Source organism: Roseomonas sp. WA12 (assembly GCF_054165765.1).
In genome coordinates this window covers 1412363-1427971 of the sequence record NZ_CM135108.1, presented here as the reverse complement: position 1 = coordinate 1427971, position 15609 = coordinate 1412363, and the positions used below count along the sequence as shown (strand labels likewise).

The following is a 15609-nucleotide window of genomic DNA, read 5'->3' as shown; positions in this document are numbered from 1 at the left end:
CGGCCCTGGGGCCGCGCCGCCCGTTCAGCGCGCCAGCAGGTAGCGGATCGACGGCTCCAGCCCAGCGGCGAGCACGGCGTAGCCTACGTAGGTCAGGTGCAGCCGGTCATACGCCATTTGGTCCGAAAGCCGTCCCTGCCCATCAACCAGCATGCCGCCGGGGTCGGTGAAGAAAACCGTCTGGTTGTCGGCGCATCGCGCGACCATCTCGTTCACCCGGACATTGGCGCGGCGCGCCGGGTCAGTCGCATCCGGCCCACGCGGCAGGATGCCTACGATCAACACCTTGGTGCCCGGCGACTTCTGCCGGATGAGCCGCACGATTTCCGCCACGCCGAGCGCCGTGTCCTCGGGCTTCTGCGCATTGAGCGCATTGTTGGTGCCGATCAGCAGAACCGCGATCTTCGGCCGCAGCGTCGAGGGCCACTGCCCACCCTGCTGCAGGCGCCACAGCATGCCCTGGGTGAAGTCGCCGGTGACGCCAAGATTGAGGGCGGCGCGATGGGCGTAAAACTGCTCCCAAATTACCGGAAACCAGCCCTGGGTGATGGAGTCACCCAGGAAGACGATCTGCGCGCGCGAGTAGTCGGCCGGCGTCAGCCGCCCCAGCTCCGCCACCCGGGCACGCCAATGCGCCTCCTCCAGAAAGGCGGGCAGCGCTTCCTTTGGCGCCGGATTGCGCGCAGGAATCGAGGCGCAAACCTCCTGGGCCAGCGCAGGCGCTGGCACGGCAGACAGGCCACAAAGGGCGAGCGCGGCAGAGAGACCCAGGGCCGGAAGGCGAAGGAGGCGCTTGCTCATCGCGGTGCAATCCGGTCCTGCACAAGAAAGGCCACCGGCTGCCCGGCCGGCGCCATCAGCCACACGCTGTAAAGCCCACCGGCCTGAAGCCTGCCGAGATCGACCGGCGCTGTCCGCTGCGTGCCGCAGCCGGCCCGCACCACGGCCTGAGCCGGATTCAAGCTGCGCGTGCGCCCCGTACCCGACGCGATGCGCGAGAAAATCGCCTGGCCGGAGGGCTCAAGCGTCAACGCGCCGCCGCCGCATCCCCGGACGGCGTTATAAAAGGTAACGCGGGCCCGGGTCTGATTGTACTCGCCCTGATCGGAGATGGCGGTTGCCACTACCCGGCTGCCCTCCCGCTGAAACAGCACGGTGTTGAGCCCGCCGGCCTTGATCTCGGCCTCCACCTCGGTGGTGGTACCGCCCAGCGTTACCTGAAACCTTACCGGCCGCTTCGCGACGTCCTCGGCAACGAAATATGGACTGACCCGATCCGCCCCAGCCTCTCCCAGATTGACCGGGTCACGGAAGTCGGGCCGCACCACCGCCGTGCCCTGCAGCGCGCTCGCTACCCGCACGAAGGCGAAACCTTCAGGCAGCCGCTGCTCGTACAGCATCGGCTGTCCCCGGGCAGCGCCGGACGCACCGAGGACGGCGCAGCCGACGATCAGGCTCAGGCAAAGTGCCTGGAAGCGGGGCGGAGACATGCGCATCCTTGGTTGGGGGCGGGGAACCGGCACCGCCTCAGGGATTGGCGGCACGCAGTTGCTCGCCCCGAAGGCGTGCCGCGGCCTCCAGCGCGCGACGGGCCCGCACCTGATCGTCCCGCGAGCGGGCGATTCGTGCCTCCAGGAGCGCCATTTGCAACTCGTCGGCACGCCGGGCGCGGCCTTCGGAGAGCAGCTGCTCTGCCCGCGCGGTCTGCCCGCGCACCACCGCCACCTCACCGGCCACTGAGCGCGCCTCGACGTTGTCCGGGTTTTGGCGGAGCACCGCCTCGGCCAGCTCGGTCGCCTCGGGGCCGCGGCCCGAGCCGGCATAGACCCGCGCCAGCGAGAGCTGCGCACGCCAGTTCTGCGGGTTCTCGGTCGACGTGGTCGGCAGCGTGCCGGCCACGGACGCCGGGCGGACGGAGGCAGCGACGGTGCGGCGCACATCCTCGGCAAGACGCGGATCGCGCTCCGCGCGCTGGGCCACCCCGTCTGCCGCCTGCTCGCGCCCGGCATCCAGAAGCGCGGCGGCGATGGCGGCTTTGGCAGGCCCAGGGGTCGCCGGACCCTCCGGATTCGCAGCGCGGCGGGCCGCCTCCAGGTTGTCGGACTGACGGAGCCGCCCGAAGGCGCGGAGCACGGCCGCCTGAGTGGCGCCGCTCTCATCCGGCTGCGCGGCGAGAGCGACCAGGCGCTGAGCCGCGGGCGAGGACGGGTTGCCGCGAGCCGCTACCTCCAGCCGCAGCACCTCCAGAGAACGGCGGTTACGCTCCAGCATCGTATTGATGTCGGGGTTGCGCGCGGCCGGCGAGATGGCGCTCAGCCGTGAGACTGTTTCTGCGACCCGCCCGTCATACTCCGAAAGCAGTGCGGAGGCGTAGAGCGCGTCCGTGCTGCCACGGCGGACTAGCTCTCCCTCCAGCCGCCGCGCCTCGGCCTGCTGGCCACGTGCCTTCAAGAGCCGGGCAAGGTCATGCGCCGCCCAGATACTGTCCGGCTGGGCCGCGAGCGCACTGCGGAGCAGCGCGATCCGCTGATCCGCATCGGCTTCCCGCTGCGCACGATTCCGCAACGCATCCGAGCGAAGGCCGTCGGTCCCAGTTGTGGGGCGAAAGCCGCTCTGCTGGGCGAAGCGGTCCGCGTCATCGAATCGGCCAAGCTGCACCAGCGCGCCGTAGAGGGAGGCCTGCACGTCCGTCTGGTTCGGCCGACGGCTCAGAGATTCGCGGAAGCGCAGCTCGGCCGTACCGTAGTCGCGGCGCCGAAGGGCGATCTGCCCGAGAAGGTTCGCAGCATCGGCCTGCTCGGCCGCCGTGCCGCGGGCGAGGCGCTGGCCCAGCGACTCCGCCCGGTTCAGATCGCCGCGCTGCAGCGCCCGCCAGGCCTCTACCGAAGGTCCGGTGCCCGTTCCGCTGCTGCCGCGTCCGCCACGCAAGCCGGCGGTGGCGGCACCGGCCGCACCGCGGCCACCCCGGCCGGAGGCGTAGGACCCGACCTCGGGATAGGGCACACCCTCGGGGCTCACATAGCCCATGGTGCGCAGGAAATCGTCGCGCCGGTCTGGCACCAGCGCGGTCGCGCGGTCGAGCAACTGCTTGGCCTCCGCCTCCCGGCGCTGAGAACGGCGGATCAGGCCAAGGCCGACAATGGCATCCACGTCGTCTGGATTGGCCGCAATCGCCTGCTCGAACAGGCGCTCGGCCTCGCGCTGGTTGGTGGACAGCACCTCGTAGGCCTGCATGCGGGTCGCGGCCATCGGGTCCTGCACCGACGTCCGCGCCTCCTCCAGCTTCTCCGCCATTTCGGGATCGGTCGGATAAACCTGCAGGTACTCTTCGATCTGAGTGAAGGTCTCGCCGCTCGGACCTTGCCAGAGCAGCGCCTGCCGCCAAGCCGCGCGCGCGCTGCCCGCCACGTCGGGTGAGCGGGACAGGGCGCGAAGTCGTTCGATGCCCTCGGGTCGGGTCGTCTCGCGCGTCGTCAGCATCGTCGCATAGGCGAGCTGGAGCGGCCGGTTTTCGGGGCTCCGCGCAAGCACCGCCTCCGTGGCCGCGCGCGCTTCCAAGAAGCTCTGGAGCGAGATGCTGGCGAGCGTCTGGTAGTACTCGGCCGCGTAGACATCCGGCACCTCCCCGTTGGGGAACAAGTCGCGGTAGCGCTGCACCGCCGCCTCACGCTGGCCGGCCTGAGCGAGGCGCCGGGCCTCGGAAAGCGCGGCTTGGTCGACGGTTGCGATTCGCAGCGAAGCCGCGCCCCGGGTGGCGGCCGGCGTGCCGGGCGCGAGCTGGTTGAGCCGCGCGACATAGGCCTCGGCCTGGGCACGCTCGCCGTTCTGGGCGGAGACCTCCGCGGCGGTGGCCAGCACGTCGGGATTGTTGGGCTCGACGAGCAGCAGCCGCTCCAGCGCCTGCTGCGCGAGCTCGGGGCGGCCCTGGGCACTCCAGTAGTTCGCCTGGTCGAGCAGGATGGCAGAACCGCGGCTCGCAGTTCGGGGCGGCCCGGCCGGTTGCCCAACCGGCGGCAGGGCGGCCGAGGGCACCGGGGCGGCAGGCGGCGGGGTTGCCGGCTGGGCCGAAAATGCGATCGGCGGCAGCCCCGGAGAAACAGGGGCCGACGCGGCCGGGTTCTGCGCCGTGGGAAGCGGCGCAGCGGGAGTGGTCCGGGGCTGGGACGAAGCCGTGCTGCCTGCTGCGGGAACGACAAGCGGCGGGATCGCTGGCGCCGGAGAGGCCGGGGCTCCGTTCAGCAGCGGCAGCGCGGGCTGGCTGACCAGCGATTGGGCGAAGGCCGGAGCGGCCGGGAAGAGCAGTGCGACTCCGGCCGGAACCGCTGTTGCGGCGAGGAGGAGGCGAATGGACACTTTGAATGCCGGAAGCGCGCGAAACCGCGCCGGGCCAGACGCATGTGGGTTGCGGAGCGGCACGACCGACCTCTCCTCAAACGCGACCTCTCTCAACCTCGCCTCCAAGGTACGGCATGCCCCGCCCGTGGCGGCGCCCCGCGTGGCTGGGGCAGGGTTGTTATACCTTTTTGGACGCGTACGGAAATAACCAACCGCGCTCCTGAGGCGTCGTTCAGGCCACGCGCAGCGTTTCCTGCTCGTCCGCGGCGTAAATGCCGCGCAGTGCGTTCACGAACTCCTCTCGCCCGATCACGTCCCGCAGGCTCGCAGAGAGTCGGGCGTGGTGCTCCGGCACCGCACCGTCCAGCATCGCCCGCGTGAGGTCGGGGGCGGAGCCGACGCGGATATGCAGCCCGTCCACCCCGTCCTGCACCTTCTCCGCCATGCCCCCGATCCCGGAGACAATGAGCGGCGTGCCGGCGCGCCGGGCCTCCTGGATGACGACGGGCGAGTTCTCCCACCAGATCGAGGGCATGATGACCCAGCCGGTGGAGGACATCAGCCCCAGCACATCAGCGGCATCGTAGCGCCCGGCGAAGGTCAGCCGGTCCGCGGCGGCCTCGATCGGGCGGTCGAGCTGGGGGAAGAAGCGCAGCGCTTCCGCCTCGGTCGCGCCGTAGATCGTCAGGCCAAGATCGGGATTCTCGGCCAACGCCGCGGCGAAGGCCGGGATGAGGACGTCCAGCCCCTTGAACTCGGTTGGCTGGCCGAAGAAGGCGAAGCGGCCCGAGAACCTCTCGCTGTTCCTGGCGGCGCGGGGCACTGCCAGCAGGTCGTCCCCAAGATAATTCTCCAGCACCGTCCCGCGATCGGGGGAAAGCCCCCAGGCGCGGTAGCGCTCGGCCACGAAATGGCTGGGATAGACGAATTGGTCGAACCGCCGGAGCCCCTGCAGCATCAGGGCCTTGCGCAGCCGCAGCCGCTCCAGATCCTGGTCAGGGAAGCACTGCAGGCAGCGCTGCGCGGTTTCCTTGCGGCACAGCTCGCGCGAGCGGGTGCGGATCATCTGGCCGTGATGGCTGCAGATGGCCAGCATCTCGTGCAACGTCACCACCATGCGCGCGTCCGGTCGCGCCTCCGCCAGCTCGGCGATCAGGTCCAGCCCGACGCGCCAGTAGTGGTGGAAGTGATAGACGTCGGACCCCATGCCCGCGAGCAGCCGCACCAGGGCGCGCCGCTCCTCGGCATTGCGCCACCAGAGCCGGTCATCCTCCATCCCGCCGACGGCATAGAGATACTCGCTCTCTCCGTAGCGAGCGAAAGCCTCCCCGCGGTCGGAGGGGGACTGCCCGCCCGGCAGCTCGATGGCCGCAACAAATCGCGCATCCCACCCCTCCCCAGCCAGCGTCTGGTATTGGCGATAGGCCGCGGTCTCGCCGCCGCCCTTCGAGAAATCCGGATGCGCGTGCGACACGACGCAGACCGAGGGGTTCCTCATCGGCGGATTCCTCATCGCGGCGTTCCTGAGACCGGTACCATTTCCCAAAGCTCGCGCAGATGTTCGGCCATCAGCCCGCCGATCGCATCCGCCCGGCCGCCGGCAGCGCCCGGCACGGGCAGGGCAGATGCATCCGCCCCCGCCATGAGCGCCACGACCCGCCGCAACGTTGCATCCATCTCGCCGACGCCGGCCAGGCCGTGCAGCGCCTCGATCAAGCCCAGCCGCTCCGCCGAGAGCGCATTGGCGGTCAGCCGCGCCGGATTGCCCTCGATCGCGGCATCGACCAGCGCTGCCGTGTCGATCGGTGCCACGTCGAAGGAGGCCAGCGGGCCCGCTCCGTAAAGCGCGGTCTGCAGCGCGTCGCGCGTGTCGCCCGCCACCGCAACGTCCAGCCGCCCGCGCCGCATCAGCGCGGACGCCGCCCCGGCGGCTGCCGTGCCACTCAGCACAATCCGCCCGAACCGGGCCTCGAGCTGCGGAGCCAGAAGCGCCAGCACGCGGGCGGCGTATTCGTCCTTCACGTCGAAGAGCAGGGCCGTCCCGCCCGGCCGTGCCGGAGCGCCAGCGAGGCCGAGAGACGCAAGGGTGCCGCGCAGGGCCTCGCCGCGCTCCTCCAGCCCCGCGCGCATCCAACCATGCAGCGCGGCCAGGTCCGGGCCCGAGAGGTCCACCCCGGTGAGAGACAGGGTTGCGAGGAACTCCGGCAAGGTCGCCGGCGCCGCCTCAGCCCGGAACCACCAGGATTCGCTGTCCCGCCGAACCTGTACAGCAGCCTCTACCCGCGTCCCCGGCGGCATCCCCTCCGGTGCGTGGACCCAGCCGGAGAGGGTGAACCCACCGTCGAGAGGCGCATACCGTTCGGCGAGCAAGGGCACCACCTCGGGTCCGGCATCCGGCCGATGCACCAACGCGCAGGCCAGGATGGTCGCACGACCACCTTCTGGTGAGGGCTGGTTGAAGGCGCCCGAGACCGTCAGCTCTCCATCTGGCAACAGGACGGCGGAGACCCGGCGGAAGTCCATGAACCACTCGGAGTTACCCTCAAGACGCGGCAGCCGGTCGAGCCAGCCCTGGAAGATGCCGAGTGGCCGGCCCTCCGCGGTGAGAGTCTGGATTTGGGCCGGGTCGAGTGCAGAGGCACGGAGAAGCTGGAACGTCGCGCCCCATTCCCGCTTCAGCGTCACCGCTTCCACATCCATGGGCAGCTCATAGGCGAGGAGGTCGATCGCCACCTCGCGCCCCTCAATCCCGATGATGAGGAGACGCCCGGGCGCATCGCGCGGAATATCGTGCAGAAGGCTGAAGCCGGACACGGCCATGCCCTCGGGCAGGTCCACGTCCCGCCGGGGATGCAGGTCCAGCAGCAGGGTCGGCATCGGCTCGCCCGGCCTGCCCTCGACCCTCAAGGTCAGAGCCATATCGGCCGGATGCCGCACCCAGCCGAAGACGGCTCCCTGGTCCGGGCTCAGGTCGCCGGCGCAGTCCAAGCCCGCCTGAAGGGTCTGTCCGAACTCGAAATACATAGGGGCTGCCGGATCTCTTCGGGGGCCGCATTAGATATACGTTGCAGTGCAGCATACAAGCGGGACGCGATGACAGACGCGCCATCGGGTCTCGCCGTGGTCGGGGAAGGCCCGGCTTGACCGCGATCCCCCCGGCCCGCCTATCCTGGGCCGCCGCAGCCCTTGCTTCGCCGGCCCCGCCGCGGCAATCCCTGCCAACCGCCCGGCCCGCCGGCCCGCAATGCCACAGGTCACCCCCGACCATCTCGCCCATGCGCTGCCTTGTAATCTCACCGACGCCGACGCATCCGCAGGATGCCGGCAACCGCCAGCGCATCCATGCCTTGCTCCGGGCTCTGCAGGGCTTCGGGCATCGGGTGGAATTCGCCTTCGTCGCCCGAGAGGCTGTTACCGCCGAGGCCATGGCGGCGATGACGGCCGCTTGGGACGACTTCCATCACATCCCCTACGATCGCACCGCCGAGACACCGGGACTGGGCGATACCTTCGCGCTGGACGACTGGTTTCCCGCAAATGTCGAGGCCGAGATCGCGGATCTGGCCTCCACCAGGACCTATGACCTGGTCCTGGCCGAGTACGTCTTCCTCAGCCGCGCGCTGGAACTGTTTCCCGCCAGCGCGCTGAAGCTCCTCGATACGCATGACGTCTTTGCCGACCGCCACCTGCGCCTGCAGGACCTGGGCCTGCCTGTTGGCTTCTTCCACACCACCCCCGAGGAGGAGGCACGCGGCCTCGACCGCGCCGACCTCGTCCTCGCCATCCAAGACGACGAGCGGCAGGTCTTCGAGGAGATGACGACCACCCCGGTCGTTACCCTCGGCTTTCTGCCGGACATCGAGCCGCTTGCCCCCGCCCCGCATGAGGGCCTGCGGATCGGTTATTTGGGCAGCGGCAACCCGCTGAACGGCCACGCCCTCGCCCGCTACCTCGAGGCGCTCGATCCCGGCAGCCTACCCGCGCTCGGCGGGGAGATGCGGGTAGCGGGTGGCGCCACGCGCTTCGCCGGGCCGGCGCGCGCCGGCCTGCAGCCCGTCGGTGGCGTGGCCCGGCCGGAGGACTTCCTGGCGGGGCTCGACCTTGTAGTGAACCCGCATGAGGGTGGCACTGGGTTGAAAATCAAGACGGTGGAGGCGCTTGCCTACGGCCTGCCCGTGATCGGCACGGCCGAGGCCTTCCGTGGCCTGCCCGCCCGCGCCGCGTTCCATGCCGCCCCTGATGCCGCTTCCACCGCCGCGCTCGCCCGCCGCTGGACCCGCGAGCCACGGTTCCGCCGCGATGTCGCGCGAGAAAGCGCGGCGCTGGCGGGCCGCTACGCGCGGGAGGTGCGTCGCCAGATCGCCCCCTTCCGCTCCCGCGCGGCGCTGGAGGTGCTGATCGCCCGCCCGCGTGCCCTCCTCGTGACCGACATCCCCTTCTGGCGGGAGAGCCTGGGGAACCAGGCCCGGATCGCGGCCATGCTGCGCGCCATGCGCGGCGAGATGGATGTGGACACCCTGTTCCTCGGCCCGCTGCAGCCAGGCGACGCGGAGGCCGCCGCCCGCATTCTCGGCCGCCGCGGAGAGCTCCTTTCCTCGCCGGGCGACCCGGAAGGGCGCGTCGCCGAGCCGGTTCCGCCGAAGCTCCGCCTCAGCACCTTCGAGCGCGGGCATTTCGACGCCCCGCATTTTGAGGTGCTCGAGGCGGTGCTCGCCGAGGAGCGCCACACGGTCCTCATCGCCGAATATATCAGGCTTTCCTGGGTCCGACACGCCCGCCTCGCCCCGCCGATGCGGGTGCTGGACACGCATGACGTCATGTCCCTCCGCACCCGCAATTTCGAGCACTTCGAGCGCGAGCACTTCCTCCGCATCTCGACGCTCGAGGAACTGGGCATCATGGACGGCTTCGAGCAGGTGCTCTCGATTCAGGAGGCAGAACACGCGCTGCTGCGCAGCGCCATGCCCGGCCGCGCCCTCCTCCTGCCCCACACCATCCCCGACCGCCCCTTCCCCGAGATCGCGCACCGGGTCCGCCGGATCGGCTTCCTGGGCGGCGACAGCCCGATGAACCGGGACGGGCTGCGCTGGTTCATCGACCAGGTCTGGCCCGCTATCGCCGATCTCGGCGCCGCGCTGCACGTGGCCGGCCGGGTCTGCGACAGCCTGAATGGCGTGGAGGTTCCGGGCCTGGTGCTGCATGGCGAGGTAGAGGATCCCGGTGAATTCCTCGACGCTGCCGATATTGGCATCAATCCCGTGTTTTACGGCGGCGGGCTGAAGATCAAGACGGTGGAATACCTTTGCCGCGGCCTGCCCGCAGTGCTGACCGAGGAGGGCGCCTTCGGCCTGAGCGGCGGCGAGGGCCGCGCCTACCTCATCGCCCGGTCACGCGCCGAGTACGTCGCCCATCTGCGCGCGCTGATCGCCGACGCGCCGCGCCGTCGGCGGCTGGGCGAAGGCGCCTTCCATTTCGGGCGCACCCATTTCTCCCCCGTCGCAGCACGGGCCGCCTGCCGCACCCTCGGCAGCCTCGTCCGCCCCTTCGTCACCCCGCATGAGACCTTGCCCACCCGTACCGGGCAGGTCATCGAGCGGCCTGACCCGGCCGCCCGCGCCGCCTGACCTCGGAGTTCCCATGCCTCTTGAGACCCCCAGCGACGGCCTGGACCTCTCCGCCATGCAGCGGGCTGGGGCAGCCGTGGACGCCGCCGCCGCCCGGATCCGCGCCGATGGCATCCGCGAGCGGCTGGCCCCCGATCTGGCCGCCCTGCCGCTGAGCGTGCGTCAGGCCTTCGAGGGATTGGTGGATGAAATTGGCCGCATCTCCGCCGAGGCCGAGGCCGCGCGCCAGGCCGCCACCGAGACGCGACGCGAGCGCGGCGATTGGCTACGCATCGACCCCCTCCGCCACATGCCAGAGGACCGCGGGACCAACCCTCCCCCTCCCCCTTCGAGCATCGAAATCCATGCTGCGGACGCCGACTTCGTGGGGTTCGGCTGGCATTCCGCCGAGGGCCGCGGGCGCGAGAGTTGGCGCTGGAGCGGGCTGTCCCCGGTGGCTTCGGTTGTGGTGCCCGATCTCGGCCCGGGTACCGTCGCCCTCGACTTCGATATCGAACTGCCGTTCCGCCACGCATTCGGACCGAACTCCCTGACAATCCTGGCCAATGGCGAACCGCTTGAACTGACGGCCTCGCTGCGCGAGGCGCATCGCGGGACTTTTTCAGCCCTGTGGGAGGGTGCTGAGGTTCCGGGCGCTAACCTCGGTCTCGTGCTGGTGGGGCCGCTGGTGAGGGATCCAGCCGGGCGCGACAGCCGCCAGCTCGGCTTGGCGATCCGCAGCGTAAAGGCGAGGCGGCTGGACAGCGCTGCGGGCTAGCCCGGGTCCAAGTCCCGCCGAGGTGTACACTGACCAAGGTCAGCGGCGCAGGCAGGAGGCTGGCGCAATAAGACCAGACGTGTAGGTCGCCAACGGTTCCCGACTACGTGCGCACCCAAATTCAGAGACGTTGGGTAGTTTGGGAAGCCTCAGATTCCGGAGATGAGGTCTCCAGGCATGCCGACGCATTCTTTGGCACGCGAAGCGCTCTGCCTTAGCCCACCCGCGCCGTCTCCCCGCCACGCCGGCCCAAGGCCACCTGGAAGTCGGTCGATAGCTCGTTGAAGCCCCAGAAGTTCCGCAAAGACGTCCGCAGGGCATTTGGCGCGCGGCGGAATCTTATGCCGTCCGGCCTCGTGACCGACATGAGCGGACCGAGCACCCGGCGCCAAAAGTCCGTCTCGCCCCAGGCATCCAGCACGCTCAGATGCTGGCCCGGCACGGCATCGGCGCGGCGGGCTGGCATATCGAAGGGAGATTGGTGGAGGAGATGGGCCTCCTGCCCGAAATACCGCGCCTCCAGCAGCACGGAGGAGCTGACGCCCACCACGCGCCGAATCTCGTCGGAGGCCATCAGCGCGTAGATGTTCTCGTAGGACACTCGCATGGAGCGCGAAGAAAGCCCGGCCGAGAAGGCGCCGAAGTCGCTGTTGGCATAGGGGTGTGGCTTGAAGGTCACCCCGTCACCGCCGACGACTTGGCGCAGCGCGGGTGCGAAATCCGATAGGTCCACAACTCGTCCACCCCGAACCAGCGACCGGTCGATCCGGGTCTGGCCGACAAGGAGCACCTCGCCTCGCACCCGCAGGTCCGGGCGGAATTTGAGGGCGGAGGCGGCCAGGAGGCCGGCGGGGCCGAGGAAGGCGCCGTCCTCGGCATGGTCCGGCAGCATTGCCTCGAAAACCGCGGCGTCGTTGGTCTGCACCGCAAAGAACACGTCGTCGAGGAAGCGCACGGGATGGATGCTGAAATCGAGAAAGGGAATGCCGAGCAGGCTGAGGATGCGCTTCATCGATTCCGCCAGCTCGAAGCCGACCACTACGGCGCCGCCAAAACACCGCTCCATTGCCTCGACAACGCCCTCGGGCACGAAGCCCGCGTCGAAGACCTGCGCCCAGCCGCGCCAACTCTTTTCCGCACCCCAGAGCTCGTAGAGTCGAGGCGTATCGATGCCGCGCCCCCAGGTCACCACCTCCTCCGGGCATCCCGACGCGGCCATGGCTTGTGCTCGGACCAGCCTGTGAAACCAGAGGATGTTCTCGGTCTGCGCAGGCCGGAAGCCCGCCTCCCCCGGGCGCAGCACGTCGCCCGTGAAGACGATCCGCCCGAAGCGCGGATTAACCATCCCGGCGCTAGCCCGTGGCCGCACGCGCGGGAGCGGTGGCGAGGAAGCCCAGGAACGCCCGAGCCGCGCGCTCCAGCGCCGGCAGGCCGTGCTGGGTCTCGGCATGGCGGCGGGCACGCGCGCCCATAGTCCGCCGAAGCCCCTCGTCGCGCATCAACAGTTCCACCGCTGGCCGGAGTGAGTGCGGCCCTACCATGAAACCGTGCTGACCCTCGGAGAAGCCACCGGGCACCGTCTCGCGATAGACCACGACGGGAAGGCCGCAGGCCATTGCCTCCACCACCGCGCGAGGCAGCCCGTCCATGCGGGAGGTGTGCACCATGATCCGGCACCGCTTCATCAGAGCAATCACCTCGGGCTGCTGCAGCCGACCGGTAAGCGTGAGCCGCCCGATGTCAGCAACCGCCGTCATTACCTCCTTGCGCGGAGAGCCGCCGCCGACCAGCGCGACGCGCCAGGAATCCGTGAAGGGCACCACGTCCTCCTGGTTCTTCCGCTTCTCGTGCAGCCCGCCCACATTGACGATATCGTGCAGCGGCGGCGAGGGCTTCTTCTCCGGCCGGCTTGCCTCCAGGTCCACGTATTTTGGCATGATGAAGGCTGCGCCACGGGCCACGAAGCCCTGAAAATGGCGCGATAGCTGCTCCTGGTACTCGCCGAAGACAAAATCCGCACGCTCGAGCAGCGGATCGACCACGCTGCCACCGACGACGAAGCCGATCCGGGGTCCTGTGCCCGGTTCCGCCCCGCCCCGCAGCGCGGCGTGCAGCGCAGCGTTGATGCGATAGCTCAACCCCTTGAACAGGATGGCGTCGGGCGCGAACCGCCGCACCGCCTCGATCAGCGCGGCCGAAACCTGGCGATGCGGGATCTCCTCCGGGTTGTCCGAAGGCGCGAAGGTGACGGGCACCTCCGCGTCCAGGAAGTTCTCGGACTCGACCTCACGCCCAGGATGCATGCGGAAGACCGCGATCTCCGCTCCCCCGCGCGCGAGGAACCGCATGAAGTGCATGTCGCGCAGCGCGCCCGCCATCGAGCGGTCGGCGTGGCTCATCAGCAGCGCGACACGCATGCTCAGGCAGCAGCCTCCGCCGCGGCCAGGCCGCGATAGCCCTCCGGGTGGCGCGCCCGCCAGGCATAGGCGGTGCCCACGATGTCATCGAGCGCGCCGAGCTTCGGCGTCCAGCCCGTCTCCTGCCGCAGCTTCGCATTCGAGGCCACCAGCACCGCCGGATCGCCGGCCCGCCGCGGGCCGAGGGTGTGCGGCACCGGCTTGCCGGCCGCGCGCTCGACGGCCGCAATCACCTCCAGCACCGAGGCACCCGTGCCGCTACCGACATTGTAGCGGCAGGACGGCCCGTCCTTCAGCTTGTCGAGCACGCGCAGATGCGCGTCAGCCAGGTCGGAAACATGAACGTAATCGCGGATGGCCGTGCCGTCGGGCGTATCATAATCCGTGCCGAACACCGTGAGTGGCGGGCCGAGGCCGAGCACGGCGTTCACCGCATTCGGGATAAGATGCGTCTCGGGATCGTGGTCCTCGCCCAGCCGCCCGCCCGGATCGGCGCCGGCTGCGTTGAAGTAGCGCAACGAGGCGGAGCGGAGACCATGGATGCGATCCGCCCATTCCAGCCCGCGCTCGGCCATCAGCTTCGATTCGCCATAGGGCGAGACCGGCGCCTTCAGCTCCTCCTCATCAATCGGGATGTTCTGCGGCAGGCCGAAGAGCGCAGCCGTGGAGGAGAGGACAAAGCGAAGCACGCCAGCCTTCACCGCAGCCTCCGCAAGCCCGAGCGTGTTGCCCAGATTCTCCGTAATGTAGCGGAGCGGCTCGCGCATGCTCTCGCCGACGAGCGAGAGGGCGGCGAAATGCAGAACGCCGTCGAACTTCCAGCCGGCGAAGACCTCGCCCAGCATTCTCCGGTCCGACAATTCGCCCACGACGAGCTCGGCCCCGGGCAGCACGGCGCCGCGATGGCCCTGCCGCAGGTTGTCCAGCACCACGACCTCGTCGCCGCGCTCCAGCAGCGCCAGGACGATGTGGCTACCCACATAACCCGCGCCGCCCGTCACCAGGTATCTCGCCATACGTCATCCTCAGCCAGGCCACGCGGGGCGTGGCGGTAGCGCGTTCAACGCCACTCGCGCGGCAAAATCATGACCACGCCGCCGAGGGGGCCGCCGGCGGGTCAGGAGCCCTGATCTTAGCGCAGGATCGCGCCTTGCCGAAGAACCCATGCTAGTCACCCCCGGACGCAATCTCGGGAGATGGCATGTCGGGAACCACGCGGATGCGGCGGCTGCTGGTTCTATTCCCCGGGGAGCGCTTCGGCGGCGCCGAGGCCCATACCCTCCGCATCGCCGATGCCGCCGCCGCAGCCGGGGTAGCGGTGACGCTCGCGGCCAGCCCCGGCCTGCACCCGACCCTGCGGGCGGCCAATACGGCGCTGCCAGCGAAGGATGCCAGTGCGGACACGGGACACACCCTGCTCGAACTCCCTGTCGCCTGGCGTCGCGGGCTGCCGGAGACCGCCAGGCGTGCCCAGGCCGGCGCGGTACGCACCGCCATAGCGGCCGCTCGGCCCGATGCCGCCCTGCTGCCACTGCCCTGGCCCGATCAGGCCGGAGGCGCGATGGAAGTTCTGGCCGAGTCTGGCCTTCCCACCCTCGTCGTCGGGCATCTCGCGCCGCATGGGGATGAGCCGCCTCCCGGCTTGGACGAGGTGGCGCTGGCTGCGGCCGGGGCGATGGTCGCGGACTGGGTGGCCGTTTCCGCCCCCACCGGCGAGCGCCTTGCCCGGTTCCTCGGCCTGCCACCCGGCCGGATCATCACCATCCCGAACGGGGTGGATCAGCCTCCTCTTCTGGATCCGGCGCCGTCGCGTGCTGCCCTTCGCGCCAGTCTTCGCCTTCCCAGGGACGCACCGGTTGCGCTGTTCCTTGGCCGGCTGGAGACGGCCAAGGGGGCCGACCTGCTTCCCGCCTTGGCGCAGGCCTTCGCTCGGCGCACGGGTGGTGTGATTGCCTGCGCCGGCACGGGCAGCCTGGAGGCGCAGCTCAGGGATGAAGCGCCGGTGGGTCATCCGCTGCGGCTGCTGGGCCATGTGCCCGACCCGGCCGCGCTGCTGGCCGGGGCCGACGCCCTCGTCATGCCCTCCCGCCTCGAGGGCGCCCCCCTCACCTTCCTTGAGGCGGCGAGCCATCTCCTGCCAGTGGCGGCCAGTCATGCCGCGCTGGAGGCATTAGGCGCGGACGCCTTCAATCTCGCCGCCCTGGCCGATCCAGAGGATATCGGCGAGATGGCTGACGCCCTGGCCGGCTGCCTGGACCCGAACGGCCCCGCCCCTGCGCGCGCCGAGGCTGCCTGGCGTAGGGCAACTGCCTGGGACGCTAGGGCGATGGCCGGCCTCTACCTCGCCCGGCTGCGGCGACTTGCGGTCCGGCCCGCCAGAACCCTCGTTCCAGCCGCGCGGCTTGGCGCGCCGGAGGGCCGGTGAGATACTTCCCCGCGCAACGGGACTTCGCGATGTCAGGGACACGGATCATTC

11 protein-coding genes are annotated in these 15609 nt (G+C 70.0%); 3 read left to right on the top strand and 8 right to left on the bottom strand.

Annotation, left to right across the window (positions count from 1 at the left end; all coding sequences use genetic code 11):
• Window positions 1-24: 24 nt before the first annotated feature.
• The 5 genes from ACVBD7_RS06790 to ACVBD7_RS06770 form a co-directional block, all read right to left on the bottom strand.
• Window positions 25-801 carry a GDSL-type esterase/lipase family protein gene (locus tag ACVBD7_RS06790; protein ID WP_458096734.1) on the bottom strand — a complete coding sequence of 259 codons (777 nt, stop codon included), beginning with the start codon at window positions 799-801 and terminating at the stop codon, window positions 25-27.
• Window positions 798-1400 carry an ABC transporter permease gene (locus ACVBD7_RS06785; protein ID WP_458096733.1) on the bottom strand — a complete coding sequence of 201 codons (603 nt, stop codon included), beginning with the start codon at window positions 1398-1400 and terminating at the stop codon, window positions 798-800. Before ACVBD7_RS06785 ends, ACVBD7_RS06790 begins: the two co-directional genes overlap by 4 nt.
• 127 nt (window positions 1401-1527) lie before the next feature.
• Entirely contained in the window at window positions 1528-4353 is a 2826-nt protein-coding gene (locus ACVBD7_RS06780; RefSeq protein ID WP_458096732.1) for a tetratricopeptide repeat protein, read from the bottom strand.
• Between the two features lie 214 nt (window positions 4354-4567).
• The gene (locus ACVBD7_RS06775) at window positions 4568-5833 is read right to left on the bottom strand and encodes a glycosyltransferase (protein WP_458096731.1); all 1266 of its coding nucleotides are present in this window, start codon (window positions 5831-5833) and stop codon (window positions 4568-4570) included.
• A gap of 11 nt (window positions 5834-5844) precedes the next feature.
• The gene (locus ACVBD7_RS06770; protein WP_458096730.1) at window positions 5845-7359 is read right to left on the bottom strand and encodes a hypothetical protein; all 1515 of its coding nucleotides are present in this window, start codon (window positions 7357-7359) and stop codon (window positions 5845-5847) included.
• 251 nt (window positions 7360-7610) lie between these two features.
• Here ACVBD7_RS06770 and ACVBD7_RS06765 point away from each other — a divergent pair, with 251 nt between their 5' ends.
• Together ACVBD7_RS06765 and ACVBD7_RS06760 are read left to right on the top strand one after the other, a co-directional pair.
• A complete protein-coding gene (locus tag ACVBD7_RS06765) occupies window positions 7611-9959 on the top strand; it encodes a glycosyltransferase (RefSeq protein ID WP_458096729.1) in 2349 nt (782 codons plus the stop codon).
• A gap of 13 nt (window positions 9960-9972) precedes the next feature.
• Window positions 9973-10716, top strand: coding sequence for a hypothetical protein (locus ACVBD7_RS06760; RefSeq protein ID WP_458096728.1), 744 nt, complete (start codon window positions 9973-9975; stop codon window positions 10714-10716).
• Between the two features lie 214 nt (window positions 10717-10930).
• On the opposite strand, the gene ACVBD7_RS06755 is transcribed toward ACVBD7_RS06760, so the two are convergent.
• From ACVBD7_RS06755 to galE, 3 genes are read right to left on the bottom strand one after another with little or no spacing between them, the layout of a single operon-like run.
• Window positions 10931-12061, bottom strand: a complete 1131-nt coding sequence (locus tag ACVBD7_RS06755; protein ID WP_458096727.1) for a hypothetical protein — start codon at window positions 12059-12061, stop codon at window positions 10931-10933.
• Window positions 12062-12068: 7 nt separating this feature from the next.
• Complete coding sequence (locus ACVBD7_RS06750) at window positions 12069-13133, bottom strand: glycosyltransferase family 4 protein (RefSeq protein WP_458096726.1); 1065 nt, start codon at window positions 13131-13133, stop codon at window positions 12069-12071.
• A gap of 2 nt (window positions 13134-13135) precedes the next feature.
• Window positions 13136-14149 (bottom strand): UDP-glucose 4-epimerase GalE, encoded by a 1014-nt coding sequence (gene galE, locus ACVBD7_RS06745; protein WP_458096725.1) that lies wholly within the window; start codon window positions 14147-14149, stop codon window positions 13136-13138.
• A gap of 185 nt (window positions 14150-14334) precedes the next feature.
• On the opposite strand from galE, the gene ACVBD7_RS06740 reads away from it, so the two are divergent.
• Window positions 14335-15558, top strand: a complete 1224-nt coding sequence (locus tag ACVBD7_RS06740; RefSeq protein WP_458096724.1) for a glycosyltransferase family 4 protein — start codon at window positions 14335-14337, stop codon at window positions 15556-15558.
• Window positions 15559-15609 lie beyond the last annotated feature (51 nt).